Consider the following 26,300-nt stretch of genomic DNA (forward strand, 5'->3'; position numbering starts at 1 on the left):
CAGCGATCATCGCTGACCGCTCGCTGCGAGCAATTCCTTCAAGATCGTCGCCGGGTCGGCCCGCTGTTGCTTGCGGTAGTTGCCGACATGGCGAACGAACAGTGTTGCGCGCGTCACCAGGCTCTTGCCGAGCACAGGCTTGCGATCCAACTCTTCCTTGATCCGTTGAAACTGCGCCTGGATCACCGCATCGGTGTAACGCGTGCCGGTGGCCAGGTTGTCGATATAAATCGCCACCGCGCCATCAAGCGCACTGCGACCATTGGCGATGGCCATGTCGAACAGCTGCGCGCTGGCCTCGTCCTTGTTGTCCAGGGCCTGCTGGCGACTCTTCTGCAGGTTGGCCAGGCGGATGTTGTAGTTGGCGATGGTCTCGGCCACCAGCGCGGCCGACTGAATCAGGTTGCCCGCCGCTTCTTCACGTTGCTGGGCGATCAGCGAGACATTGCGCTTGAGCTCTTCGTTGACCAGCCCCAGCTCAGCTTGCAGCTTGGGATCGACACTGGCGGCGATGATGCTGTCCAGGCGCTTGGTCGGGTCCTGGGCGTCGTCGATGGCGTCGGTCAGCAAGGCCAGGCGGCCCTCTTTCTGCCACTGCGCGAACAGCTCCTTGTAGCGCGAACGCGGTGCCGACAGCGCACCAATCGCCACGCGGAAACCCGTGGTCTCGTTGCTTTGCTCGGTGCCGTCGGCGGCAAACAGCGGGTACTCGCGGCGCATGCCGGTGAACAGCGTGCCCTCGCCTTCCAGGTAGTTGCCGCCCTTGACCACAAAGCCGCCGTAGGTGCCCTGACGGCGCCCCGCGTGGACCAATTGGAAGGACTCCTGGACCATTTCGGCCGCGTTGCCGATCACATCGAACAGGCCGATCGGGTTGGGCAATTTGGTGCCGATGGGCATCAGGCGCGCAGCCTGGCCAGTGCCGCCGGCCACTTGGTTGAACACGGCGTAATCGCCGAGCGGGCCGTCACTGTCACTGCCTTCGACGCGGCGGGGGAACAGGCGCCCTTCCAGGTCCTGGCGGCTGACCGCATGGCCACCGCGCGCGGCGAATTCCCACTCCACTTCGGTGGGCAGGCGCACAAAGCCCAAGCCGCCGTCATCCGCCGACGAGCCACGACCGCTGACCGGCAGCAACTCACGGTGGTATTTCATCAACCAGGCGCTGTACACCGCCGAAAAGCGCTCGGCTTCAAAGCGCGACAGCTTGACCTTGGGCAAGCGCCCGGCCATGCCGGTCGGCGCATCGCACGCCGGTGCCGGTTCGCCGCTGGCCAGCGACTGTGCCTGCGACATCACTTGGGCGTACTGGCGGGCGGTCACTTCGTACTTGCCGATGAAGTACAGCATCGGCTTGAGCGGGGTCTTGGCGTCGGTCTTCGGCATCAGCGGCGCGATGACTTTGTTCCAGTCTTTGGGCAAGTCCTTGAGGGTGAACTGGCCGTTGATGAAGTCACGGCGGTAGCCGGAAATAAACGACTGCTGATAGCCCGCCTCGCCTTCGGCAAAGGGGTAGCCGAGGCTGATCTCGCGGTCATCCAGGGTGCCCTGGGCCAACACGTAGGCGTAGCGGAACACCATGTTGCCTTCGCACGGCAGCGGCAGGCTGACGTCGCCTTCCAACGGTTTGGGGTTGTCGAGCTTGTCACTCGCCTCATCGGCCCAGGCCATCGAGGCCAGGGTCAGCGCCACGCAGGCGCCCAGTAACTTATACATCTCTGATTCCTTCAGAAGCCTGGATCCGCGCCACTCGCCAGCCACCACAGGCCGCCGCCACGGCGCTGACGCCCATGACTGCAACCAGGGCCAGGCCGTAATGACGCGCCAACAGATGGCTGGCGTATTCGCCCGGCACCTGCACAAATAACTGATTCAACGCCGCCTCGGCCACGCCATACAGGCCGGCACTGAGCACGGCAGCAAAACCTGCGCTGTACAGCGCCTGCACCACCACAAACAGCAACAGCCCACCCGTCGAGAACCCCAACAGGCGCAACACCGACAATTCCCGACGCTTGCGCGCCACAGCCGCGAGGGCCCCGGCAAAGATCGCCGCAAACGCACCCGCCACCGCCAAACCGCCAATCATCCAAAACACGATCGACAGGTTGCGGCTCAACGACTGCACCTGGGCGATGGTCTGGGCCTGGGTCGACACCAACAGGTTCTGACCGGCGAAAAACACCCGCAGCGGTTCCACATCGACGAGGTGACGGGCGTACAGGCGGAACGCCGGGTACACACGCTGCTCGGTCACACCAACCGCCTCCCCGACCCAGCCCAGCGCCGGTACTGCGCGACCATCACGGTAATCTTCTGCTGCTTCCAGCAATTTCAAATCGGCAAACAACCCGTCACGGGCGAAGGCCTCCAGCGGCAGTACCGCCAGCACCTGCAAGCGCGTGCGCTGGGCTTCCACGCGCCCCGCCACTTGCCGGGCAAAACTGGTTTCCAGCCAATCCCCGGGCCGCGCCGCCAGCTTCTCGGCGGCGGTGTGACTTAGCACGATCTGGTCCAGGCCCCGAGGCAACGGCAAGCCGTTCAACAACGGATCGCCCGACGCCGTCGGCAGCATCTCCAAGCTCAACGAGCCCACCTGCGCTGTTGCCGCAATCTGCCGCGTGCGCGGTACGGCAAACGCTACATCGCTGCGCTGGCCGAGCTGCTCGATAAAGGCGCTGCTGAATCGACCACCGCCCAGCGGAATAATTTCACGGGTGGCGGGGTCAGTCTCCAAACGTTCGGTCAAACTGCTAACCAGTCCAAATTTCAGGCCGAATAACACCAGCAACGGGGCGATCACAGCGACCAATGCCAGCACCGAACAGGCCGACAGCCACGCGTCGTTGCGGTAATCCTGCCAGGCGAGCGACGCGACCAAGCCGATGCGCATCAGCACGCCTCCCCGAGGGTCGCGGTGACGCCGCCGTCGGTGTCGCGACGGCAACTGATGCGCCGCACCTGCAAGCCACTGGCGCGGGCCAATGGTTCGTCATGGGTGGCGATCACACACGCGGCGCGGTGCTCACGAGCCTGGGCCAGCAGCGCCTGCATCACGCGCTCGGCGTTCAGCGGGTCAAGGGACGCGGTGGGTTCATCCGCCAGCACCAGCTGCGGCGCATGGGCCAGGGCGCGGGCGCAGCTGACGCGCTGGCGCTGCCCCACCGACAACGCGGCCGGTTTCTTGGCCAACTGGTCACTGATTTCCAGTTGCTCGGCCAGGCGCAACACGCTGCCGTCGTCCTTCAATCCCAGCAGTTGCCGGGACAAGGCGATGTTGTCGCGCACGTCGAGAAACCCCAGCAGGCCACCGGTCTGCAGCACATACCCCAGATGCTGGCTACGCAGCGCGGCCAACGTGGACTGCTGCTCGCCGCGCCACAACCCGGCGATGTCGTGCTGATGGAAATCGAACTGCCCGACCTGGTCCGGCGCCAAGACCAGCGCCAGCAGGTCCAGCAACGTGCTTTTGCCGCAACCGCTGGGCCCGACAATCGCCAATTGCTCACCCACGCGCAGCGTCAACGCCGGGATCACCAAGCGATAGCGCTGGCTACCGACGCCCCGGCTCTTGTGCACCGCGCTCAGGTTCAGCATCACGGCAACGTCGACAGCGGCACGCGGTACAACGCGTCGCCCGGCTCGGCATCGCCGAAACGGACCCAGTTGGCCACGTCATTGTGGAAGGTTTCATAGAGGCGGATCTTCGAATCCAGCTCGTCGATAAAGTCTTCCTGCTCGGCCACGCTCAACGACAACCACAAGTCCTGGGTCATGTTCAGCGACTTGCTGCGGTACGGCAGGCCTTCCAGGTATTCGCCAAGAATGCCGCCGTCGGCCAGGTTGCCGCCCTTGCGCAGGGCCTGCGGGTCGCGGCTCATGTAGGCCGAGGCGCTGGCGATTTCCTGGAAGAAGTCCTTGGGCGAAGTCTGGGTCTTGCGCGCCGCGTCGACGATCAGCTTCAACGACTGTTGCAGGTCGTTGAGCTGCAATTTGGTCAGCATCACGCACACCTGGAACGCCGGCAGTGCCGGGTTGGTCAGGTCGCGGTCGGCGGTCCAGGCGCTGACCAGTTGCGGCGCCTGGCTCGCGGCTTTGCGACCGAGGAAATCCATGTGCATGGCGTAGCCGACGGCTGCGGATTTATCCGCCAAGGTGGGCGCGGAACTCAACAACGGCACTGGCTGCGGCGTATTGCTGCGTACCTGATGAACAAGGTTGGCGAACACCGTGCCGATTTCGTCCACACGCTCGCCCAATTTACGCACGTCGCCACCCGGCACCGGCGTGTAGAGGTCGCCGATCTGCGGGTTGGCGTCGGCGGTAAGGATGCGGTACTGGCTCTCGGCACCGGCATGGGTTTTCTTGCCGGCGTCGGTGCGCAGGTGCAGGGCGTAGATCTTGATCTGCTTGCCCAGCGCCGCCTGGCGCACTTCGGCTTCGTTCATCTGGGTGGCGGCAAACGGGTCGTTCTTGCGCAGCGCGCCAGCGTCGGTAACCAGCAGGATAATGCGCCCGCCGTAGCCGGACCAATCCATGCCATCCACCGCCTGCATCACCCCGGCGAACGCGTCTTCGTTGAACGAATGGCTGGACACCGTGGACGCCTTGACCTGGCGCGCCATGTCGAGGAAGCGTTGCGGGTCGCGGCCCTGGTCGAGGCTGATCAGGGTCTTGGCCACGTACTCCAGGCCTGGGGTTTTCTTGATACTGCTGCGAAAGCCCACCATGCCGAAACTGACACTGTCCAACTCGCCACGCTCGGCGATGCGGGTTTGCAGTTCGTGCACCACGTCGCGAATCTGGTCGATGTAGGGCTGCATCGACACGGTGGTGTCGACCACCAACACCACGGCGGTACGGAAGGCATCGGCGTTGGCCTTGATCACCGGCGTCGAGGGCTTGGCGGCCGCGCTGCTGCCGGGGTCGATGGAGGCCACATTGAGCAACTGCACCGGCTGGCCGTTTTCGTCAAAGCTCTCTTTGGAATCGAAGATCGGCAACAGGTAGAACTGATTCTGCGGCACCGCGCTGGCCGTCGGTTCCAGGGCCAGTATCTGGCTGTTGTCTTCGCTGTTTTTCTGCGCCTTGGCCAGCACGCCTTTGGCGGCGGCTGGGTCGGCCAACAACTTCTCTACTTCGCCGGATTGGCGCAGGAACATCACGGGCGCCCGGCCCGAACGTTCGGTGAACTTGAGCACCAGGCTCTGTTTCCAGTCGCTGACGTGTGACGCCGGCAACCAACCGTCGCTGCGCCCATCGGTGGCGGCACCGACGCGTACCCACGGGCTGCCGTCAACGTCCTTGCGTTGGTAGACATAGAGCACGGAAAACGCCGGCAGGGCTTTGCCCGGCGCGCTGCCTGCGTCAGAGGAAAGCTTGGCGCCCGGCTTACTCAGGACGCGCTGGAACAGTGTCTTCTTACCTGCCATCAATAACGGACGCTGGCCGCCGTCGACGTCAGGAACAGGCGGCGCCACCGTCGGCACCACCGCAGCCGGCGGCTTGGCGACGGGCTTATCGCTACCGCTCAACCACCAGTAACTGGCACCACCGATGGCCAAGGCCACCGCCACCGCAACCGCCGCCAGCGCCATCACCGGCCCACGGCGCTGCTCGGACACGGCGTTGTGTTGCGTCGGTGTCACCACCGGCTGGCGCGCGACAGGTTGCGGCTGTGGTTTATCGGTCGGAATATCGATAGTGACCGGGGTCATGCCCGCCAGGTCGAAGCTCAGCGGGATGGGCAGCGGCCGCACCAAGGTGGCCTCCGGCGACTCCGCCGGCAGGTTATCCAGGGCCTGCAACAACGCCGCTGCATCCGGGAACCGTTCCGCCGGGTCCTTGGCCAACAGCTTGCGCAGCACCTCCTGGTAGCGACCGTGGTGCACCGGCAGTTCCGGCAATGGCTCAGTCAGGTGCGCCAATGCCGTGGACAGCGCGTCGGTGCCGCTATACGGCAGCTTGCCGACGAGAATTTCATACAGCACCACACCCAACGCGTACAGGTCGGCACGGCCGTCGATCTCCTGGCCCCGCGCCTGTTCCGGGCTCATGTAGCTCGGCGTGCCCACGGCAAACCCGGCCTGGGTGAACTGGGTGCGGTCGTCCAGCGACTTGGCGATACCAAAGTCGGACAGCACCGCCGTGCCATCAGCGCGAAACAGAATGTTCGCCGGTTTCACATCGCGGTGCACCAGCCCTTGGGCATGCGCATAGCCCAGCGCCGAGGCGATCTGGCGAATCAGCGTCACGCCCTGCTCCGGCGTCAACCCAGCGGCGATGCGCTCCTTGAGCGTACCGTTGGGCAGGTATTCCATGGCCATGTAATACAGCTCACCGACGTTGCCGATGTCATGGATGGTCACCGTGTGCGGGTGCGACAAGCGCGCCAGGGTCTTACCCTCGCGCAGGAAGCGTTCGCAGAAGCTCGGGTCGGCCGCCAGCGCCGCCGCCATCACCTTCAACGCCACCTTGCGCTCCAGCGAGCGCTGGGTCGCCAGGTACACGCTGGCCATCGCGCCTTCGCCGATCTCGCCTTCGATGTCGTAGCCGGGGATGACGATGTTCATGGCGATACCTTCACGACGATGGCGGTGATGTTGTCCGGCGCGCCCCGGTTGAGCCCCAGGTGCACCAGGCTGCGCACGATTTCATCCGGTGCGTCATGGCTGAGCACTTCGCGGATCTCATGGTCTTCGACGGTCTTGTTCAAGCCGTCGCTGCACAGCAGGTAGCTGTCACCGGGGGCAATCAGCAGGTCGACCACCGCCAGGTCCAAGTGCGCCTCCACGCCAATGGCGCGGGTGACGATATTGGCGCGTGGGTGGACGCGGGCGTCGGCTTCGCTGAGCAGGCCGCTGTCTTGCAGGTCCTGGACGTAGCTGTGGTCGCGTGAGATGCCTTCGAGCACACCGTCGCGCAAGCGGTACAAGCGACTGTCGCCGGCCCACAGGCACACGCCGCGCAGGCCTCGGGCGGCCAACAGCACCACGGTACTGCCCATCATGGACACGCCACGGTGGGCGGTTTCTTCGCGCACGGCTGCGTTGATGCGGATCAGGTCGTTGCGCAGCGCCGCCGTGTATTCATCCAGCGAGCGCCCCACCGGCACGCTGCGCAGGCTGTCGACGATCAGGCTGCTCACATAGTCCCCCGCCGCATGCCCGCCCATGCCGTCGGCCACCACCCACAGACGATTTTCCGGCAGGTCCAGGCAGGCGTCTTCGTTGACCTGGCGGACCATGCCCACATGGCTTTTGCTCGCGGATTTGTACGTCGACCCCATCTACACCACACCTTCTTGTCCGAGCAAAAACTGCGCAAAATCGCTGGCGACAGGCAGGCCCTGACACCGCAACAAACCTGGGGAAATCGCCTGCGAGCCCCGGCCCCACCACAGGCTCGCGCCGTCGCAGGCCAGTTCGGCGAGCGCGGTCATGCGCTGGTGCGGTTCGGTGGCGGCCACCCGTTGCAGACCGGCGAAACGGCTGTCCTGCGCGCGTAGCTCGCTCGCCGGGAAACCCAGGCTATCGAGACCGTCATTGAAGCCTTCGAAGGTGGCACCGGTATCCAGGGTGCTGAGCAACAGCGCTTCGGCCTGCTCGAACCAGCTGTCCGGCCCGCCCACCAGCGAGGCCGGGTTGGAGGCGTGATCGAGCAAGGCCACCACCGCCAGCGGAAAGTAGCGGCCGACCCGATCGATGCTCGGCATCACCACGCCCGCCGCCGCGTCCGGCCCACACACACCGGGCGCCAGTACGAAGCGCCACAGCGGGCTGACCAGGTACGTGTTGAGCCAATCACCGCCGAGGCTGTTTTGGCTGGCAAGCAAACCCGCCGCCAGCCAGCTGTCCCACGGGCCGATAAAACTCTGGGGCAAGGCGCGGCTGACAAAATCGCCGCGGCTGGCCAACTTGCCGTAGAAACCCAGCGCCGTCATAGCCGCTCCGGCAGGCTGAAGCCGCTGAGCACGCGGCTCTTGAACGGGTTGAAGGCACTGTTGGCGCGCAGCTCGTAGGCGATGCTCGCACCGTCGACGCGCAGGCGCAGGTTGAAACGGTCCGGCGAATTACCGGCGGTGAGGTCCGATTGCTCGAGCAAGCGGAACCAGGCCCACGGCCCGTCCAGGGTCACGCCCGAACGGCCACTGGCCGATGGCGGCATGATCGAAATGCGCACCACGCCAATGCTGCCAGGGTTCGGCCATTGCATCGCCACCGGGCGGCTGGGGCCGTGGTCGTAGCTCAATTGCTGGCCGTCGAGGTCAAGCAAAAACTGCGTGATAGTCGGGTCCATCGACACCGGCTTGAGTTCGAACCGCACAATCGGCTGGGTCCCCCCGGCGCGGAAGAACGCATCGCGGATCGTCGCCGCACGCTGGAAGGTTTGCAGCACACCCGGTGCAATCCCGAGTTTCTGTGCGGCGCCCGGTTGCCAGCGCCAGGTCTGCGCGGAGGTGTCCACGTAGGGCTGCAGGTATTTGCGGAAGTAGTTGTCCATCACCCCGCCCACCCCGAAGAACTGGCCGAAGTCATCCAGAGTGGCATCCCGCGCACTGCCCGGCGACATCGGGTAACGCCCGGCCAGCGACTGGCGATACACGTTGACCACTTCACTGACCCAGGCCGCGTTCAACTGGTTACGCACGCCGCCCATCATGCTGTTGGTGGTGGAGTTGACCACCGACTTGACCATGCCCTGCACCAACGGCGGCTGGCGCTCGGCATTCAGGCTGACCCGCGTGGCCGCAGCCGCCGCCTGGTTCTTTGCCTCGCCGAGCAACGCATCGCCGCTGGCACCTACCATGGCGCTGACCTGCACATACAGCGCATTCATGTCGGTGAGCAGGCCATCGATGGCCGCCGGCTCGCCTTCGTTCTTGCTGACGATGCTGTTGAGTTCGGCGAAGTGCGCGGTCACCGGATCATCCGCCGCGACGGGCGTATTGGCGGTCGGTTGCTCCTGGCCGAGCAGGCTGCCCAGGCGCTCCTTGAGTTTGTCGACGCCCCCTTCCACCGGCACACCTTTGGCGGCCAGCTGGCGTTCTTCGGCTTGCAGATCGGTTTCCTTGGCCACGGCCACCAGCAGTTTTTTCAGCGGCGAGGTCGGGCCGGAAATCACCCGCAGCACGTCGGCCGCCTGGGCCACGCTGGTGATCGGCACGAAGTCGATGTCCGCGAGCAAGGCATCCCACTGGCGCTGGTAATCCTGGAAATACAGGCGGCGCACGTCGGCGGCCAGGCTCACCACGTTCTGTTGGTCGGCCTGTTCGTGGCCCAACACCCACTGCTCTTCGGCGAGGGTGCCGGTCTGGTTCAGGCTGCTCAGCAGGAACGCCTGGCGATAGCCTTTGGCGGTGAAGAAACCACTCAATGGCTCGCCCAGCGGCTTGCCGCTTTTGCGGCTGAACACCAGCGCTGCGTCACGACCGGCGGCTTCGTTGATGCGAAAGTCCGGGATGCCTTCGGGCAGTTTCTGGCGCTTGACCCGGTCGTAGACGCGCTGGGCCACCGGCAGTTGTTGCAACTGGCGACGCAGGTCATCGATCAAACGTGGGTCGAGGCGTGCGCTCGGCGGATGGCGCTCGAACAGCGCCTGCAAATGCCCGGCCAGGGCCTGCCGTTGGTCCGCCGGCAGATCGCGGGGCAGGTTGCGGTCCCAGTCGAGGGCGATCCAGGCCTTGATGAAGTCCGGGTCGTAATGCTCGGTGTCAGCGAGCATCAGGTAAGCCTTGAGGCCTTCGTAGAGGAAGTCGGAATTGCCGCCACCGTGCAGTTGTTCTTCGATGCGCGTCACCAGGCGCGGCGCGAACACCGCGATCAACAGCTTGCGGTAAACACTGGCGGATTCGGCTTCAAGCATGTCGCCCTGGTACAGCCCGAGGCCTTCGGACCAGCTGGGCGAGTCGCCCGCCAGGTTCTTAACGGCGTTGAGCAACGGCAGCACGGCGAGGACGTCGCGCTGCGCCGGGCTCAGGTTCTGCACGGTCTGGCCCAGTGGCGCGACCTTTTGGTCGACCTGGGCGATATACGCCTGGTTGGCGCGGTAACTCACCCACCACAGGCCGCTGACCACCACGACCAGCGCCACGGTGGCGGCCAGCACACCACGTGCAATCCATTTGCGCCGACGCTCGACCTTCGGGTTCACCCCCACCAGGCCACGCTCGGCAAACGCTACCGCAGTGAAGAGTTTTTCGATGAAATAACTGCGCCCGGTGCCACTCTGGCGCGCCAGGTGCTGGCGGTCCAGGTTCATGCTCTGGGCCATCGCACCGATCAGACGGTCAATCGGGCTGCCTTCCTGGGTACCGCTGGTGAAGTACACGCCGCGCAGCAACACGCGCTCTTCAAAGGCATTGGGTTTGAACACGCCTTCGAGGAAGCTTTGCAGGCAATCCTTCAACGCACCGAACTGCTGCGGGAAGCCGTAGATCAGGTCGCGCCGCGCGGGGTCGCGTTCCTGTTGCAGGCGCTCCACCAGGCGTTCGTTGAGGCGCTGCTCCAGGCCGGCGAACTCACTTTGCAGATGCGCCAGCGGGCTGTCGGTGTTCTTGCCGTCGTCCAAGGCAAAGGTCATGCCCCACACCTGGGCGCGCTCTTCCTTGCTGAGGTTGTCGAAGAACTCCATGAAGCCCGGCACCAGGTCGAGCTTGGTCAGCATCAGGTAGATCGGGAAGCGCACGCCCAGTTGGGTGTACAGCTCCTGAATACGCAAGCGGATGGCGGCGGCATGGGCGGCGCGTTCGGCGTCGGTGCCCAGCAACAGGTCCGACAGGCTGATGGCGATAAAGGCGCCATCGATCGGGCGGCGCGAGCGCTGCTTTTTCAGCAGGTCGAGGAAGCCCAGCCACGCGGCTTTATCCACCGTGGAGTTGCTGTCCTGAGTGGTGTAGCGGCCGGCGGTGTCGAGCAACACGGCTTGATCGGTGAACCACCAGTCGCAGTTGCGCGTACCGCCGACGCCGCGCACGGCACCGGCGCCCAGCTGCGCAGCCAGCGGAAAATGCAGCCCGGAGTTGACCAGCGCCGTGGTCTTGCCCGAACCCGGCGGGCCGATGATCACGTACCACGGCAGCTCGTAGAGGTTGCGGCGTTCATCGCCACCCAGCTTGGCTTTTTTCAGCAGCGCCAGGGCCTCGTCCATGCGCTGGCGCAGGGTGGTGAGTTCTTCGGCGGTGGCGGTGCTGTTAGGGTCGGCCGGGGTTTGCGCGGCCAGGCTGCGCATCACTTCGGCGGCCTGGCGGCGGGCCTGGATGATGCGGAACACACGGTAGGCAATCCATACCGCAAACACCAGGATGATCAGCGCCCAACGGCGCCCTTCCGGCACCAGCACATCGAGCAACGGCCCGACAAACCAGATGATCAGGCTCAGGGCGATCAGGCCCAGCACGGGGATCACCCAGCGAATCATGAAACTGAAAAACGCCTTCACTCGACGCCCTCCGCCAATACGGTGATTTCAACCCGACGATTGCGGGCACGGCCTTCGGCGGTGGCGTTGGTCGCCACCGGCTCGGTGTCGCTGCGGCCCTCAGCGCTGAAGCGGTCTGCCTGGCCGGTCTTGGCCGCGAGGATGTCCAGCACCGACTTGGCCCGCGCTTCGGACAGCGCCCAGTTGGACGGGAAACGCAGCGTGGCAATCGGGCGGTTGTCACTGTGCCCGGTCACCCGCACTTGGCCCTTGACCTTGCGGATGGCGTCGGCGATGCGCAGCATCAGCGGCTGGTAGTCATCGACGATGCTGGAGCTGGCGGACGCAAACAGCTCATCGCCACGGATGGTGACCACCGAACGGTCGACCGCATCTTCCACGGCAACGCGCCCCGCCTTGATGTCTTCCACCAGGAAGCCGGCCAGACGTGGGCGCTCGATGACTTTAGGCTGCGCCACCGGACGGTCGATGGCCTGCACCGGGATCTCACCCAGGGCATGGATATTCTTGAACACCGGCTCGGCATCCGACGCCAGCTTCAAACGCAAACCAAACAGCAACGCCAGCAGGAGCGCGACGCCGATGGCCACGGCGATCCACGGCGGCATGAATTGCGCCAGGCGATCACGGGCCACGGTCACGCCGCGCCAGTGCGGCGACAGCTCACGCTCGTGTTCACCACGCGCACTGCGAATGGCCGCGGCGGTGCGCTCGCGCAGGGCTTCCAAGTGGCTGCGACCGTCGTTCATCACGCGGTAGCGGCCTTCGAAACCCAGGCACATGCACAGGTACAACAACTCCAGCAGGTACAGGCGTTCCCGCGGGCTTTGCAGGCAGTGGTCGAGCAACTGGAAGACTTTTTCGCCACCCCAGGCTTCGTTGTGCACGGTGATCAGCAGGCTCTGCTTGCCCCAATCACTGGTGCTGCCCCAAGGCGTGCTCAATACCGCTTCATCCAGCGCGGTGCACAGCGCGTAACGGGCCAGCAGCACTTCGTTGCGGGCGATACCGGCCGCTTCGGCGCGCTCTTCGAACTGGCGCAAGTAAGCCAACAACTGTGCGCGCAGACTGGCCGGTGCCGGGTGGGCGATGGTGTTGCGCAGGCGCGTCAGCAGCGCCAGCAAGGGGCCGGCGGCGCTTTCCAGCGGGTTGAGGCCCTGGCTCTTGCCGGTGAGCATCGGCGCGGCCGGCATGGCCAGCGGCGAAGGTTCGGCACGCACCGGTTCCGGCGCCCGGCCACCCGGACGCGGCATGAACTGAGTGCGGTCATCATCATTGGGATGCATCGCGGATTATCCTCGGATCGCCCAGAAGGCCAGGTTCAAGCCCGGGAACTGCCCGGCGATATGGAAGGCAAAACCGCCGGAGTTGCCCAACTGTTGCCAGGCCTCGCTGCCGCGATCCAGCTCGTAATAGGTCGAGCCGGCGTGGTACGGCAGTTGGCGTGGCGCCACCGGCAGAGGCAACAGGCTGATGCCCGGCAGTTGCAGGTTGACCAGGTCGCGGATGTGCTCCACCGAGCCGACTTTGCTCTGCTGGCCGAAGCGCGCACGCAGGGTTTCACCGGGCACGTCGGCCCGCACCACGAGGATGAAGCTGGCGTTGTCGAGCAGGGTCTTGTCGGCCAGCATCGCCACGTGCACGCCGTAGGCTTTCTCGACAATCGGGATCGGCGTGGCCTTGCTGTCGATCAGCATCGACAGCGCTTCACGCAACGCCGCCATCACCGGGGCAAAGCTCAGGGCCAAGTCGTCGTGCTGGTACTGCGGGTATTCCTGCGGGCGACGGCCCGAGGTGGAGAAGGTCGAGAACTCGCCGGCCAGGCTGACCAACTCACTGAAGAAACGCTCCGGGTGCAGCGGGCTCAACTGGCTCAAATGCTGGATCAGCGGTTGGGCACGGTTGACCAGTTGCAGCAGCATGAAGTCGGCAATCTCCGACGCGCCACCGGCGCCCGAGGCAACTACGCGGCCAGCCAAGGCCTCGCCGCGCTGGTGCAGCAGGCCGAGCAGTTCACTGCGAAACGCCGTCAGCGGCTTGCTCGCGGCGACGTCCAGCACCGGCGGAATGTAAGTGTCGTCGAGCACCAGCGCACGGTCGGCGCGCTTTTCCTTGATGCGCACCAAGCCCACGGCGGCGTAATCGCTGATGCCATCCTGGGCAGTCAGCAGACGTAGGGCGCGGGAACCCACGGCCACCGGGGCGCGATTTTCGAACGGGGCGTTGTCGTCGCGCACTTCGCGGACCTGGCTCACGTAACGCGCCGCTTCCAGGGCTTCGCCTTCATCCACGGTATCGCGGGCGCCGGCACGCTTGAGCGGCAGCGCCAGGTACACCAGGCCGTCGCGCAGGTTGTCGTCAATATTCAACGGGCTCGGTGCCAGGTCGTCCTGGGGGATGTTGAACGGCGTACCGTCCGGCAGCAGGCCGCGCGCCGATACGATCGCCAGCTTGCCCTGGGCCAGCAGGCCCTGGTCGATCAGCAGCTCGGAAAACCCCCAGGCGCCGGCGGACAACGGGCGGCTGCGGGCGTCGATCAGGTTTTCCAGGTAACGGTCATGCTGCTGGAAGTGCTGCGTTCCGATGAACATGCCTTCCGACCAGACCACGCGATTGTTCCAGGACATGGGGGCTCCGATTGCTTCTTATTGGGCAGGGCTGGATGGGGTGACCACGACGTCGGCGCGCACGGCGCGTACATCGAGGCTGATCTGGTATTCGGTGTATTGGCGCGCGGGCACGTTGATCACCGTGCGCCATTGCGCACGGTCCAACTCGCGATAGCCCACCAAGAGCCCGATCTGGCGCGTGGACGGGTCGAGGTCGCGCTGGATGCTCAGTTGCTCGCCGGGTTGCACCATCACTTCGTCCTGGTCCAGCAGGTCCAGGCCCAGGGTCGATTGCGCCCGGTCAGCCAGGGCGAAGTAATCGGAACGGGCGAAGGTGGCGGCGTTTTTCAGTTCGAAGATGCGCACCCGCACCGGCGCGGCCTGGCCGTTGGCGCCGGGGTTAAGCCCGCTGATCGCGTGGAAGTGCAGCTCGACGGCGGCCGTATCCGCTTCAGCCTCGGCGGCGGTTTCGGGTTTGGCGGCGTCTTTGGCACACGCCGTCAGCAAAAGCAGTGTGGCAATTGCGAGTAAAAACCTGGGAATCATCCTGCGTCCTCAATGACGTACTTAGCTATCCGTTGATCCATGTGTCGCGGCGCGGTGTTACCGACGCTGTCGTGCGCTGTGCTCTTCGTAGGCTCGGCTGAATTCGCGGCCGAACAGGTCCTGGAAGTCTTCCTGGGCCTCGCGGGAAATATTGCTGTAGAGCTCGGTGAACTGCTGCCAGTACTGGGCCTGGCGCGAGCCATTGAAAATGCTCGACAGCCCGCCGGGCTTGCCCATGCGTTCCTCCAGCTGGGCCGGCTCAAAGCGACTGAGCAAGTGCTTGATCGCCGCTTCCACACCGGCCATCACCGCCAACTGGTGGGCACGCAGGTCGTTGAAACTGTCGCGCACGGCGAGATCCGGCGCCATAAACGCCTGGTTGCCGTGACGAAGCAAGAGCAGTAACGCTTCGTCGGCGTTCGGGGCGAATTTCAACGGGTTGTTTTCCGCCGGCTGGATCATCGTCTGCTGCATGCGGAACTCGCCCTTGAGGCTGGCGCGGGCACGCAACACGTCGATCAGGCCTTCGACCATCAGGCGGTAGCTGCGGCCGATGCTTTCCATCTGTGCCTCGGCCTGGGCTTTGTCCAGGCGCAGTTGGTCCAGGCCCGCGCCACGCAGGAAGGCTTGCAGCAGGTCGGGTTGTTGGCTGTCTGCCACGGGGAGCACGGGCTCGACCACGGGAGGCGGCTGGATGATCGGCGGTGGAGGTGGCGGCGGCGGCGCAGCGCTGGCAACAGGCGCAGGCGTATCGCCAAACAGGTCCCAGTCTTCGGGAATCACCGAGCCCGACACCGCGGGCGGCTCGGCCGCGGGCACGACGACCGGTGCCGGTGGGCGAAAGTCGTGCTGCTCGGAAGGCACGTGGTCCGGCACGGTCGGTGGCGGTACGGCGGTGGGGCTGAGGAAATCAAACAGGTCCGGCAGCGTGTCCATCGACGAAGCGCCCTGGAACTGCGGTGCAATCGCTGGCGTGGGGACTGGCGTGGGCTTGCTCACCACGGCGCCCATCAGCGCTTCAAAGCTGTTCGGTGAATCGCCGGCAAAGGCCTGGCTATCAACGGCTTGCACATTGAAGTCGATACGCGCCTGGATCTCGTAATCGCCGATACGGATCAGCTCGCCGTCTTGCAGTGGCTCGCTATTACCCCGGCGCATACGAATACCGGCGTTCACTAACTCCACACCGTTAGTGCTGTTATCGGTTAAATAATAACGGCCATCTTTGTATTGAATAATGCAGTGTTGCGAAGACACCAACCGCTCAGGATCAGGCAATACCCAGTCATTATCCGAGCTGCGGCCGATAGCCATCGCGCCCTGATTCATGGACTTTTCCGAGCACTGCCCAGGGGTAATCTTGTGATAACTAGTGATAGTCAAACACAGCGACATCTTGCCTCCTTGCTGATACTTCGCGCGCGGTCGACTCCCAGGACAACGGTTCCCGAGAATCCCCATCAGGTCGTGCAATCGACCCTCTACAACCTGCTTTTCCAGCATGATCGCTGATCTTAACTGGGCTCTATGACAAAAATCCTGTCCCGGTGCGTCGTTCGACCCACCAGTCGCGCAGGTTGTTAAGCACCGCACATCTGTCACAGAGGGCGAATAGCTTACCTTGACAAGGCCTAACTACTACACCAAAAATGCACAACTTCTTGAATACCAGTGATGGCACATTAGTGGCATCTTGCATATATGACCAAGAAAACATGCAAAGTTCCTCGCGCAACTAATGCATGAATTGCCCGCCATCTAACGGGCCGATAGGGAGATCGATTTCAGTGGATGTGCCGTTGCTGCTCACCGCCGTTTCCGCGACTTCGCCATGTGGCGAAGACATGGAATATGACGCGCAATTTTTGCAATTGGAGCGTGATGCCAAGGGCCAACCCGAGCGCAGCATGGGCGACGCCATCCTGCCCGCCGAGCCGCCGGAATGGCGCAGCATCCAGCAGCAAAGCCTCGATCTGCTGGCGCGCAGCAAAGACCTGCGCATCACCCATTTCCTGCTGCAAAGCGCCCTCGCCCTCCAAGGCGTGACCGGCCTGGCCGAAGCGCTGACGCTGATCGACGCCCTGCTGCGCGATTACTGGGCCGACCTGCATCCGCGCCTGGACGCCGACGACGATAACGACCCCACCGTACGCATCAACGCCCTCACCGGCTTGACCTGCGACACCAACATTCGCTTGCTGCGCGAAAGCATCCTCACGCGCTCACGCACCTTCGGCCCCGTGACCCTGCGCGCGGCACTCAACGCCAGCGGCCTGTTGAGCTTCCCCGATGAACAACTCGGCGCCCAGCAACTCACCGCCGCGTTCCTCGACAGCGACCCCGAGCAACTGCAAGCCACCCGTGACGCCCTGATTGCGGCGCGTGCGGCGTGTGAAGCCATCGAACAACACGTCAACGACCAGGTCGGTTCCGCCCAGGGCGTGGACCTGAGTGCCTTGAAGCAACCGCTCAAGCAGGCGTTGCAGATACTCAATCAAGCGGTGCCAGGCACCGCCGGCAGCAGCGAACCCGAGGCCGTCAGTGACGACAATGCCCCCTCGGTCGACTTCGCCGCCGCCCCCGCGGCACCGCGCCCCGTTGGCGATATCGCCAGCCGCGACGATGTGCTGCGCAGCCTCGACAAGATCCTTGCGTACTACACCCGGCACGAGCCTTCGAGCCCGCTGCCGGTGCTGTTGAACCGGGCGAAGAATCTGGTGCACGCCGACTTTGCGGCCATCGTGCGCAATCTGATTCCCGACGGCATGTCCCAATTTGAAAACCTGCGTGGCCCGGACGGCGAGTAAGCCGCCCGACTGTGCAGTAACAACACCGTCGCTCAAGCGACCAGGAGCAGCAACGTGGCGAAGCAAAGTTCTCAGAAATTCATCGCGCGCAACCGCGCGCCTCGAGTGCAGATCGAGTACGACGTCGAGCTCTACGGCGCCGAGAAAAAGGTCCAGCTGCCCTTCGTGATGGGTGTGATGGCCGACCTCGCCGGCAAGCCTGCCGAGCCGTTGGCGCCGGTGGCCGACCGCAAGTTCCTTGAAGTCGACGTCGATAACTTCGACTCGCGCCTCAAGGCCATGCAGCCGCGCGTGGCGTTCCACGTACCGAACGAACTGACCGGCGAAGGCAACCTGAGCCTGGACATCACCTTCGAAAGCATGGACGACTTCAGCCCGGCCGCCGTGGCCCGCAAGGTCGATTCGCTGAACCAACTGCTCGAAGCCCGCACCCAGCTGGCCAACCTGCTGACCTACATGGACGGCAAGACGGGCGCTGAAGAAATTATCATGAAGGCGATCAAGGACCCGGCACTGCTCCAGGCACTTGCCAGCGCGCCCAAGCCTGCAGGGGACCAGTAATCATGACTGACAATACCGCCCGCGAAGGCACCCAGATCCTGGGTACCCAGACCGAAGAAGCCAGCGAGTTCGCGAACCTGCTGCTGCAAGAATTCAAGCCCAAGACCGAGCGTGCCCGCGAAGCCGTGGAAACCGCCGTGCGCACCTTGGCCGAACAGGCCCTGGCGCAAACCGACCTGGTGTCCAATGACGCGATCAAGTCGATCGAATCGATCATTGCCGCCATCGACGCCAAGCTGACCGCCCAGGTCAACCAGATCATCCACCACCCGGATTTCCAGCAGCTGGAAAGCGCCTGGCGTGGCCTGCACTACTTGGTCAACAACACCGAAAGCGATGAGCAGCTGAAGATCCGCGTGCTCAACATCTCCAAGCCGGACCTGCACAAGACCCTGAAGAAATTCAAGGGCACCGCGTGGGACCAGAGCCCGATCTTCAAGAAGATGTACGAAGAAGAATACGGCCAGTTCGGCGGCGAGCCGTACGGCTGCCTGGTGGGCGACTACTACTTCGACCAGTCGCCACCCGACGTGGAGCTGCTGGGCGAGCTGTCGAAAGTCTGCGCCGCCATGCACTCCCCGTTCATCGCTGCGGCCTCGCCGACCGTGATGGGCATGGGCTCGTGGCAGGAGCTGTCGAACCCGCGCGACTTGACCAAGATCTTCACCACCCCGGAATACGCAGGCTGGCGCTCGCTGCGTGAATCGGAAGACTCGCGCTACATCGGCCTGACCATGCCGCGCTTCCTCGCGCGCCTGCCGTACGGCGCCAAGACTGACCCGGTGGAAGCCTTCGCCTTCGAAGAAAACACCGACGGTGCCGACAGCTCCAAGTACACCTGGGCCAACGCCGCGTACGCGATGGCCGTGAACATCAACCGTTCGTTCAAGCACTACGGCTGGTGCTCGCGCATCCGTGGTATCGAGTCCGGCGGCGAAGTGGAAAACCTGCCGGCGCACACGTTCCCTACCGATGACGGTGGCGTGGACATGAAGTGCCCGACCGAAATCGCCATCAGCGACCGCCGTGAAGCGGAACTGGCGAAGAACGGTTTCATGCCTCTGCTGCACAAGAAAAACACCGACTTCGCCGCGTTCATTGGCGCGCAGTCGCTGCAGAAACCGGCCGAATACGATGACCCGGACGCCACCGCCAACGCCAACCTGGCCGCGCGCCTGCCGTACCTGTTCGCCACCTGCCGTTTCGCCCACTACTTGAAGTGCATCGTGCGCGACAAGATCGGCTCCTTCAAAGAGAAGGACGAGATGCAGCGCTGGTTGCAGGACTGGATCCTCAACTACGTGGACGGTGACCCGGCGCACTCCACCGAAACCACCAAGGCCCAGCACCCATTGGCGGCTGCCGAAGTGATCGTGGAAGAAGTCGAAGGCAACCCGGGGTACTACAACTCCAAGTTCTACCTGCGCCCGCACTACCAGCTCGAAGGGCTGACCGTGTCGCTGCGTTTGGTATCGAAGCTGCCTTCGGCCAAGAGTGCATAACCAACTGGCTCTTCTGTGGGAGGGGGCTTGCCCCCGATGGCATCTACTCGGTCTGACTGAAAGTCCGCGTCGCCTGCATCGGGGGCAAGCCCCCTCCCACACAAAAGCAATGCTCCATTGGGCATAACCAAATATCGTGGCCCACGCCACACAGGGAGAAAACATGGCTGTTGATATTTTCATCAAGATCGGCGACATCAAGGGCGAGTCCATGGACAAGGCCCACAAGGACGAGATCGACGTGCTGAACTGGAGCTGGGGCATGGCCCAGTCCGGCAACATGCACGTGGGCGGTGGTGGCGGCGCGGGCAAGGTGAATATCCAGGACCTGTCGCTGACCAAGTACGTCGACAAGGCTTCGCCGAACCTGATGATGCACTGCGCCAGCGGCAAGCACATCGACAAGGTCAAACTGACCGTGCGCAAGGCCGGCGGTGAAAGCCAGGTCGAGTACATGGTGATCAACCTGGAAGAAGTGCTGGTCACCTCGCTGAGCACCGGCGGTTCGGGTGGCGATGACCGCCTGACCGAAAACGTCACCCTGAACTTTGCCCAAGTGATGGTCGACTACCAGCCGCAGAAAGCCGATGGCACCAAAGACGGCGGCGCGATCAAGTTTGGCTGGAACATCCGTTCCAACACCAAGCGCTGATAGCTCTGGTGGCCGTGGTTCCCCACCACGGCCCCAGAAACCTGCCCCGCTCAACAACTGTCCCTCTCACAACCCGTCCGTGGAGCTGCTTTGGTGGTAACTGAAATCGCTTCCCGCGACCGTCTGCAACCGTCCCTGCTGGACCGGCTGACCGACGACGACCCAACCAATCCCAAGGAAAGCGCCGATAAACGCGTGCTGTCCCTGACCCAATTGAAAGCCTCGGTGCTGCGTGACCTGGCGTGGCTGCTCAACACCACGTCGTTGCTCGATGCCGATGCCACGCTGCACACCCCGGCCGGTACGTCGGTGGTCAATTACGGCCTGCCGGCGCTGGCGGGCAACAGTGTTTCCAGTGTCGACATCAAGGCCCTGGAAGCCCTGATCTACCAGGCCATCGCCACCTTTGAACCGCGCATCCTGCGCCATACCCTGCGGGTCAAAGCCCGTGTCGGCCATGGCGAGATGAATCACAACGCCCTGAGCTTCGAGATCGAAGGCGACCTGTGGGCGCAGCCGGTGCCGTTGCGCCTATTGCTGCAAACCGACCTCGACCTGGAATCCGGCCATGTGCGTGTGGTGAATGCCGACCAGCGGAGGCGCCCATGAACCCGCGCCTGCTGGAGCTGTACAACCAGGAACTGCACCACGTGCGCGAAAGCGCCGCCGAGTTCGCCAAGGAATACCCGAAGATCGCCAGTCGGCTGACCCTGTCCGGTATGGACTGCGCCGACCCGTACGTCGAACGCCTGCTTGAAGGGTTTGCCTACCTCACGGCCCGCGTGCAGCTCAAGCTCGATGCCGAGTACCCGACCTTCACCCATAACCTGCTGGAAATCGCCTACCCGCACTACCTGGCGCCGACGCCGTCGATGACCGTGGTGCAATTGCAGACCGACCCGGATGAAGGCTCCCTGGCCAGCGGTTTCCCGCTGCCCCGCGACACGGTATTGCGTGCCGCCCTCGGCCGTGAAACCCAGACCTGCTGCGAGTACCGCACCGCGCACCCGGTGACGTTGTGGCCGTTGCAGGTCAGCAGCGCCGAGTATTTCGGCAACCCCGCCGCCGTGCTGGGCCGCCTGGCCGCCAGTGAACCGAAAGCCAAGGCCGGCCTGCGCCTGACCCTGCGCACCGGCGCCGAATTGCCTTTCAACAGCCTCGACCTGGATAACTTGCCGCTGTACCTCAGCGGTGCCGACGAGCAACCGTTCCGCCTTTACGAGCAGTTGTTGGGCAACGCCTGCGCGGTGTTTGCGCGCAAGCCCGGCGGTGACTGGGTAGAACGCCTGCCGCAGGACGCATTGCGCTCCCGTGGTTTTGACGATGCCGACGCCGCCATGCCGGTTGTCGCGCGGGCCTTCCAGGGCTATCGCCTGTTGCAGGAATACTTCGCCCTGCCCCACCGCTACCTGTTCGTCGAGTTCGCCGAGCTGAGCCGTGCGGTCAAGCGTTGCGACGGTCAGGAGTTGGAACTGATCGTGTTGTTCGACCGCCACGAACCGAGCTTGGAAGGCAGCGTCGGCGCTGCGCAGTTCCTGCCGTTCTGCACGCCGGCGATCAACCTGTTTCCCAAGCGCGTAGACCGTATTCACCTGTCCGACCGGGTCAGCGAGCACCATGTGATCGCCGACCGCACGCGGCCGATGGATTTCGAGATTCATTCGTTGAGCGGCATCACGGGCCATGGCACCGGGCCGGAACAACCCTTTTTACCGTTTTATGCGGTGCGCGACCCGTCGCGCTATGGCCGCGACCAGGCCTATTACACCGTGCGTCGCGAGCCGCGCGTGCTATCCAGCGACCAGCGCCGCAACGGCCCGCGCTCCACGTACGTGGGCAGTGAAACCTTTGTCAGCCTGGTGGACAGCGGGCAAGCGCCCTACCGCCACGACCTGCGCCAGCTCGGCGTGACCGCGCTGTGCACCAACCGCGACCTGCCCTTGTTCATGAGCGTGGGCAACGGCAAGACCGACTTCACCCTGGCCGACAGCGCGCCGGTATTGGCCGTGCGCTGCGTCGCCGGCCCGAGTCGCCCGCGCCCCAGCCATGCCCATGACGCCAAGGCGTGGCGCTTGATCAGCCAACTGTCGCTCAACTACCTGTCGTTGAGCGAACAGGGCCAGGGCGCCGGCGCCTTGCGTGAATTGCTGCGCCTGTACGGCGACAGCAACGACGCTGCGCTGCAATTGCAGATCGAAGGCTTGCGCGAGGTCAGCAGCAAAGCGGTGACCCGCCGCCTGCCGATGCCCGGCCCGATCGTGTTTGGGCGCGGCCTGGAGATCACACTGGAATTCGATGAAAACGCGTTTCGCGGCACCGGCGTATTCCTGCTCGGTGCGGTGCTGGAACGCTTCCTGGCACGCTACGTGTCGATCAACAGTTTTACCGAGACGGTGATCCGTACCACCGAACGCGGCGAGATCATGCGATGGAAGGCCAAGCCCGGACGTCGTCCGACCCTGTGAGTACCCTGGATGCGATGCATCAGGCGCCCTGGGAATACGATTTCTTCCAGGCGTTGCGGCGTATCGAGTGCGAATCGCCGGAACTGCCGCGCCTGGGCCATTCCCTGCGCCTGGCGGATGACCCGCTGCGCCTGGGTCAGCAGGCGGATTGCACCTTTGCCCCGGCCACGTTGGCGTCGGTCGACCCCGGTGGCGACGGCAAGCCGGCGCGGCTGGAGCAGTTCTTCTTCGGCCTTGGCGGCCCCAACGGCCCGCTGCCGCTGCATATCACCGAATATGTACGCGAGCGCCAGCGCAACAATGCCGACAGCACCAGCAAACACTTCCTGGATGTGTTCCACCATCGCCTGCTGAGCCTGTTTTACCGAGCCTGGGCCGAGGCGCGGCCGACGGTCAGCCATGACCGCCCGGACGATGACTATTGGTCTGCGCGCCTCGCCGCACTGAGTGGTCGCGGCATGCCGAGCCTGCTGAATCAGGGGCTCATCCCGGATACCGCGAAGCTGCATTACAGCGGCCACCTCTCGGCGCAAACCCGCTACCCGGACGGCTTGAAAGCCATTCTCGGCGAGTACTTCGGCCTGCCGGTGGCGATCGAAGAGTACGTCGGCCAATGGCTCGAGCTGCCCGAACGCAGCCGCGTGGGCGTGAGCGCCAACCGCCTCGGCGTGGACTTTTGCCTGGGCAGCTTCGTGTGGGATCGCCAGCACAAATTCCGTATCCGCCTGGGCCCCCTCACGCTGGATGACTACATGGGCATGCTGCCCGGCCACCAACCGTTCAACGAGCTGGTGGCGTGGGTAGCCGAGTACCTGGGCCATGAACTGGACTGGGACTTGAACCTGGTTCTGCAACAAGCCGAAGTGCCAGCGCTGCAACTCAACGGCCAGTTCCGCCTGGGCTTCAACACCTGGCTCGGTAAACCCGAGCATGACGCCAACGACCTAATCCTGGCCCGGCACTACGCCGACCACGCCACCACCTCAAGGAATCCAGAGCATGGGTGAAATCAGTCGCGCCGCACTGTTCGGCAAACTCAACAGCGTGGCCTACAAGGCCATCGAAGCCGCCACGGTGTTCTGCAAACTGCGGGGCAACCCGTATGTGGAGCTTGCCCACTGGTTTCACCAGTTGCTGCAACTGCAGGACTCGGACCTGCACCGCATCATCCGTCAGTTCAACGTCGAGCCGGCGCGCCTGGCCCGCGACCTGACCGAAGCCCTGGACCGCCTGCCACGCGGCTCGACCTCGATCACCGACCTGTCGTCCCATGTGGAAGAAGCGGTGGAGCGCGGCTGGGTCTACGGCAGCCTGATGTTCGGCGAAAGCCAGGTACGCACCGGTTATCTGGTGCTCGGCATTCTCAAGACCCCGAGCCTGCGCCATGCGCTGCTGGGCTTGTCTTCCGAGTTCGACAAGATCAAGGCCGAGGCCCTGAGCGAGCGCTTTGATGAATACGTGGGCGACTCGCCGGAAAACGCGCTGAGCGCCAGCGACGGTTTCAACGCCGGCGCCGTGCCGGGCGAAGCCAGCGGTGCCATGGCGCCCAGTGCGATGGGCAAACAGGAAGCGCTCAAGCGCTTTACCGTTGACCTGACCGAACAGGCCCGCAGCGGCAAGCTCGACCCGATCGTGGGTCGTGATGAGGAGATCCGCCAACTGGTCGACATCCTCATGCGCCGCCGCCAGAACAACCCGATCCTCACCGGTGAAGCCGGGGTGGGCAAGACCGCCGTGGTCGAAGGTTTCGCCCTGCGTATCGTCGCCGGTGACGTGCCACCCGCGCTCAAAGATGTGGAACTGCGCAGCCTCGACGTGGGCCTGCTGCAAGCCGGCGCCAGCATGAAAGGCGAATTCGAACAGCGCCTGCGCCAGGTCATCGAAGACGTCCAGGCCTCGCCCAAGCCGATCATCCTGTTTATCGACGAAGCCCACACCCTGGTGGGTGCCGGTGGCGCCGCCGGCACCGGTGACGCAGCCAACCTGCTCAAGCCTGCATTGGCGCGTGGCACCCTGCGTACTGTGGCCGCCACCACCTGGGCCGAGTACAAGAAGCACATCGAGAAAGACCCGGCCCTGACGCGCCGTTTCCAGGTGGTGCAAGTCGCCGAACCGTCGGAAGACAAAGCGCTGCTGATGATGCGTGGCGTGGCGTCGACCATGGAAAAACACCACCAGGTGCAGATCCTCGACGAAGCCCTGGAAGCCTCGGTGAAGCTGTCCCACCGCTACATCCCGGCGCGCCAGTTGCCGGACAAATCCGTGAGCTTGCTGGACACCGCCTGCGCCCGCGTCGCCATCAGCCTGCACGCGGTGCCGGCCGAAGTGGACGATAGCCGCCGCCGCATCGAAGCCCTGGAAACCGAGCTGCAGATCATCGCTCGCGAGCATGCCATTGGTATCGCGATTGGCGCGCGTCAAACCAATAGCGAAGCACTGTTGAGCGCTGAACGTGAGCGCCTGGCGACGCTGGAAAGCCGCTGGGCCGAAGAGAAAGCGCTGGTGGACGAACTGCTCGCTACCCGCGCGACCTTGCGCGAAAAAGCCGGCGCCGTAGACAGTGGCGACGACGCTTTGCGCGAGCAACTGGTCGACCTGCAACAACGCCTCAGCGCGCTGCAAGGTGAAACCCCGCTGATCCTGCCGACGGTGGACTACCAGGCCGTGGCCTCGGTGGTCGCCGACTGGACCGGCATCCCGGTGGGCCGCATGGCGCGCAATGAGCTGGAGACGGTGCTCAACCTCGACCAGCACCTGAAGAAACGCATCATCGGCCAGGACCATGCCCTGCAGATGATCGCCAAGCGCATCCAGACGTCCCGCGCCGGTCTCGACAACCCGAGCAAGCCGATTGGCGTGTTCATGCTGGCCGGTACCTCGGGCGTGGGCAAGACCGAAACCGCCCTGGCCCTGGCCGAAGCCATGTACGGCGGCGAGCAGAACGTCATCACCATCAACATGAGCGAATTCCAGGAAGCCCACACAGTGTCGACCCTCAAGGGCGCGCCTCCGGGCTATATCGGCTACGGCGAAGGCGGCGTGCTGACCGAAGCCGTGCGGCGCAAACCCTACAGCGTGGTACTGCTGGACGAGGTGGAGAAGGCCCACCCGGACGTGCATGAAATCTTCTTCCAGGTGTTCGACAAGGGCGTGATGGAGGACGGCGAAGGCCGGGTGATCGACTTCAAGAACACCCTGATCCTGCTGACCACCAACGCCGGTACCGAGCTGATTTCCCAGGTGTGCAAAGACCCGGCGAACATCCCTGAGCCGGAAGAAATCGCCAAGGCCCTGCGCCAGCCGCTGCTGGAGATCTTTCCGCCGGCACTGCTCGGCCGCCTAGTGACCATTCCGTACTACCCGCTGAGCGATGAGATGCTCAAGGCGATCACCCGCCTGCAACTGGGCCGCATCAAGAAGCGCGTGGAGACGACCCACAAGGTTGCCTTCGACTACGACGACGCGGTGGTCGACCTGATCGTCTCGCGTTGCACCGAAACCGAAAGCGGCGGGCGCATGATCGACACCATTCTTACCAACAGCCTGCTGCCGGACATGAGCCGTGAGTTCCTCACGCGCATGCTCGAAGGCAAGGCGATGGCGGGTGTACGCATCAGCAGCCGGGATAATGAATTGCACTACGACTTCAGCGACGCAGATTGACCTGACGGAACACAATCAAAATGTGGGAGGGGGCTTGCCGCCGATAGCAGTGTGTC

19 protein-coding genes are annotated in these 26,300 nt (G+C 64.2%); 8 read left to right on the forward strand and 11 right to left on the reverse strand.

The genetic code is table 11. The features are described from left to right. Positions 1-6: 6 nt before the first annotated feature. Genes QCBJ_RS16670 through tagH form a run of 11 tightly spaced genes read right to left on the reverse strand, consistent with a single transcriptional unit; the run spans position 7 to position 15,989 of the window. Positions 7-1,716, reverse strand: coding sequence for an SUMF1/EgtB/PvdO family nonheme iron enzyme (locus tag QCBJ_RS16670; protein ID WP_102061211.1), 1,710 nt, complete (start codon positions 1,714-1,716; stop codon positions 7-9). Beyond that, positions 1,709-2,893: an ABC transporter permease gene (locus tag QCBJ_RS16675; protein WP_046034848.1), complete on the reverse strand. Its 1,185-nt coding sequence runs from the start codon at positions 2,891-2,893 to the stop codon at positions 1,709-1,711. Before QCBJ_RS16675 ends, QCBJ_RS16670 begins: the two co-directional genes overlap by 8 nt. Next, positions 2,893-3,597, reverse strand: a complete 705-nt coding sequence (locus QCBJ_RS16680; RefSeq protein WP_093542667.1) for an ABC transporter ATP-binding protein — start codon at positions 3,595-3,597, stop codon at positions 2,893-2,895. Before QCBJ_RS16680 ends, QCBJ_RS16675 begins: the two co-directional genes overlap by 1 nt. Beyond that, on the reverse strand, positions 3,597-6,572 hold the full coding sequence (locus QCBJ_RS16685; protein WP_102061212.1) for a serine/threonine-protein kinase: 2,976 nt from the start codon (positions 6,570-6,572) through the stop codon (positions 3,597-3,599). Before QCBJ_RS16685 ends, QCBJ_RS16680 begins: the two co-directional genes overlap by 1 nt. Continuing rightward, the gene (locus QCBJ_RS16690) at positions 6,569-7,288 is read right to left on the reverse strand and encodes a PP2C family serine/threonine-protein phosphatase (RefSeq protein ID WP_015886549.1); all 720 of its coding nucleotides are present in this window, start codon (positions 7,286-7,288) and stop codon (positions 6,569-6,571) included. The genes QCBJ_RS16685 and QCBJ_RS16690 overlap by 4 nt, the downstream gene beginning before the upstream one ends. Then, positions 7,289-7,942: a type VI secretion system-associated protein TagF gene (tagF, locus tag QCBJ_RS16695; protein ID WP_102061213.1), complete on the reverse strand. Its 654-nt coding sequence runs from the start codon at positions 7,940-7,942 to the stop codon at positions 7,289-7,291. After that, positions 7,939-11,439 carry a type VI secretion system membrane subunit TssM gene (gene tssM, locus QCBJ_RS16700; RefSeq protein ID WP_064053236.1) on the reverse strand — a complete coding sequence of 1,167 codons (3,501 nt, stop codon included), beginning with the start codon at positions 11,437-11,439 and terminating at the stop codon, positions 7,939-7,941. The genes tagF and tssM overlap by 4 nt, the downstream gene beginning before the upstream one ends. Further along, on the reverse strand, positions 11,436-12,725 hold the full coding sequence (locus tag QCBJ_RS16705; protein ID WP_015886552.1) for a DotU family type VI secretion system protein: 1,290 nt from the start codon (positions 12,723-12,725) through the stop codon (positions 11,436-11,438). Before QCBJ_RS16705 ends, tssM begins: the two co-directional genes overlap by 4 nt. 6 nt (positions 12,726-12,731) lie before the next feature. After that, positions 12,732-14,066 carry a type VI secretion system baseplate subunit TssK gene (gene tssK, locus QCBJ_RS16710; RefSeq protein ID WP_015886553.1) on the reverse strand — a complete coding sequence of 445 codons (1,335 nt, stop codon included), beginning with the start codon at positions 14,064-14,066 and terminating at the stop codon, positions 12,732-12,734. Between the two features lie 18 nt (positions 14,067-14,084). Then, positions 14,085-14,594, reverse strand: a complete 510-nt coding sequence (gene tssJ, locus QCBJ_RS16715; RefSeq protein ID WP_015886554.1) for a type VI secretion system lipoprotein TssJ — start codon at positions 14,592-14,594, stop codon at positions 14,085-14,087. 57 nt (positions 14,595-14,651) lie between these two features. Continuing rightward, on the reverse strand, positions 14,652-15,989 hold the full coding sequence (gene tagH / locus QCBJ_RS16720; protein WP_102061214.1) for a type VI secretion system-associated FHA domain protein TagH: 1,338 nt from the start codon (positions 15,987-15,989) through the stop codon (positions 14,652-14,654). Positions 15,990-16,381: 392 nt separating this feature from the next. On the opposite strand from tagH, the gene tssA reads away from it, so the two are divergent. The 8 genes from tssA (at position 16,382) to tssH (ending at position 26,244) form a co-directional block, all read left to right on the forward strand. Further along, positions 16,382-17,401, forward strand: a complete 1,020-nt coding sequence (gene tssA, locus QCBJ_RS16725; RefSeq protein ID WP_015886556.1) for a type VI secretion system protein TssA — start codon at positions 16,382-16,384, stop codon at positions 17,399-17,401. Between the two features lie 54 nt (positions 17,402-17,455). Continuing rightward, the gene (gene tssB / locus QCBJ_RS16730; RefSeq protein WP_010207547.1) at positions 17,456-17,962 is read left to right on the forward strand and encodes a type VI secretion system contractile sheath small subunit; all 507 of its coding nucleotides are present in this window, start codon (positions 17,456-17,458) and stop codon (positions 17,960-17,962) included. A 2-nt stretch (positions 17,963-17,964) separates the two neighbouring features. Further along, complete coding sequence (gene tssC, locus QCBJ_RS16735; protein ID WP_015886557.1) at positions 17,965-19,464, forward strand: type VI secretion system contractile sheath large subunit; 1,500 nt, start codon at positions 17,965-17,967, stop codon at positions 19,462-19,464. A gap of 163 nt (positions 19,465-19,627) precedes the next feature. Further along, on the forward strand, positions 19,628-20,116 hold the full coding sequence (locus tag QCBJ_RS16740) for a type VI secretion system tube protein Hcp (protein WP_015886558.1): 489 nt from the start codon (positions 19,628-19,630) through the stop codon (positions 20,114-20,116). 93 nt (positions 20,117-20,209) lie between these two features. Continuing rightward, entirely contained in the window at positions 20,210-20,725 is a 516-nt protein-coding gene (tssE, locus tag QCBJ_RS16745) for a type VI secretion system baseplate subunit TssE (protein ID WP_005792513.1), read from the forward strand. Then, positions 20,722-22,581: a type VI secretion system baseplate subunit TssF gene (gene tssF / locus QCBJ_RS16750; protein ID WP_046034840.1), complete on the forward strand. Its 1,860-nt coding sequence runs from the start codon at positions 20,722-20,724 to the stop codon at positions 22,579-22,581. Before tssE ends, tssF begins: the two co-directional genes overlap by 4 nt. After that, positions 22,545-23,588, forward strand: a complete 1,044-nt coding sequence (gene tssG, locus QCBJ_RS16755) for a type VI secretion system baseplate subunit TssG (protein ID WP_102061215.1) — start codon at positions 22,545-22,547, stop codon at positions 23,586-23,588. The genes tssF and tssG overlap by 37 nt, the downstream gene beginning before the upstream one ends. Further along, positions 23,581-26,244: a type VI secretion system ATPase TssH gene (gene tssH, locus QCBJ_RS16760; protein ID WP_015886561.1), complete on the forward strand. Its 2,664-nt coding sequence runs from the start codon at positions 23,581-23,583 to the stop codon at positions 26,242-26,244. The genes tssG and tssH overlap by 8 nt, the downstream gene beginning before the upstream one ends. The last annotated feature ends 56 nt before the right edge of the window (positions 26,245-26,300 follow it).

This window comes from Pseudomonas sp. QC2 (assembly GCF_002859085.1).
Lineage (GTDB): Bacteria > Pseudomonadota > Gammaproteobacteria > Pseudomonadales > Pseudomonadaceae > Aquipseudomonas > Aquipseudomonas petroselini.

Excerpts from the sequence above, each read along its gene's own strand:
- QCBJ_RS16670 (WP_102061211.1), bottom strand. The coding sequence starts at position 1,716 with ATGTATAAGTTACTGGGCGCCTGCGTGGCGCTGACCCTGGCCTCGATG.
- QCBJ_RS16675 (WP_046034848.1), bottom strand. The coding sequence starts at position 2,893 with ATGCGCATCGGCTTGGTCGCGTCGCTCGCCTGGCAGGATTACCGCAAC.
- QCBJ_RS16680 (WP_093542667.1), bottom strand. The coding sequence starts at position 3,597 with ATGCTGAACCTGAGCGCGGTGCACAAGAGCCGGGGCGTCGGTAGCCAG.
- QCBJ_RS16685 (WP_102061212.1), bottom strand. The coding sequence starts at position 6,572 with ATGAACATCGTCATCCCCGGCTACGACATCGAAGGCGAGATCGGCGAA.
- QCBJ_RS16690 (WP_015886549.1), bottom strand. The coding sequence starts at position 7,288 with ATGGGGTCGACGTACAAATCCGCGAGCAAAAGCCATGTGGGCATGGTC.
- tagF (WP_102061213.1), bottom strand. The coding sequence starts at position 7,942 with ATGACGGCGCTGGGTTTCTACGGCAAGTTGGCCAGCCGCGGCGATTTT.
- QCBJ_RS16705 (WP_015886552.1), bottom strand. The coding sequence starts at position 12,725 with ATGCATCCCAATGATGATGACCGCACTCAGTTCATGCCGCGTCCGGGT.
- tssK (WP_015886553.1), bottom strand. The coding sequence starts at position 14,066 with ATGTCCTGGAACAATCGCGTGGTCTGGTCGGAAGGCATGTTCATCGGA.
- tssJ (WP_015886554.1), bottom strand. The coding sequence starts at position 14,594 with ATGATTCCCAGGTTTTTACTCGCAATTGCCACACTGCTTTTGCTGACG.
- tagH (WP_102061214.1), bottom strand. The coding sequence starts at position 15,989 with ATGTCGCTGTGTTTGACTATCACTAGTTATCACAAGATTACCCCTGGG.
- tssC (WP_015886557.1), top strand. The coding sequence starts at position 17,965 with ATGACTGACAATACCGCCCGCGAAGGCACCCAGATCCTGGGTACCCAG.
- QCBJ_RS16740 (WP_015886558.1), top strand. The coding sequence starts at position 19,628 with ATGGCTGTTGATATTTTCATCAAGATCGGCGACATCAAGGGCGAGTCC.
- tssF (WP_046034840.1), top strand. The coding sequence starts at position 20,722 with ATGAACCCGCGCCTGCTGGAGCTGTACAACCAGGAACTGCACCACGTG.
- tssG (WP_102061215.1), top strand. The coding sequence starts at position 22,545 with ATGGAAGGCCAAGCCCGGACGTCGTCCGACCCTGTGAGTACCCTGGAT.
- tssH (WP_015886561.1), top strand. The coding sequence starts at position 23,581 with ATGGGTGAAATCAGTCGCGCCGCACTGTTCGGCAAACTCAACAGCGTG.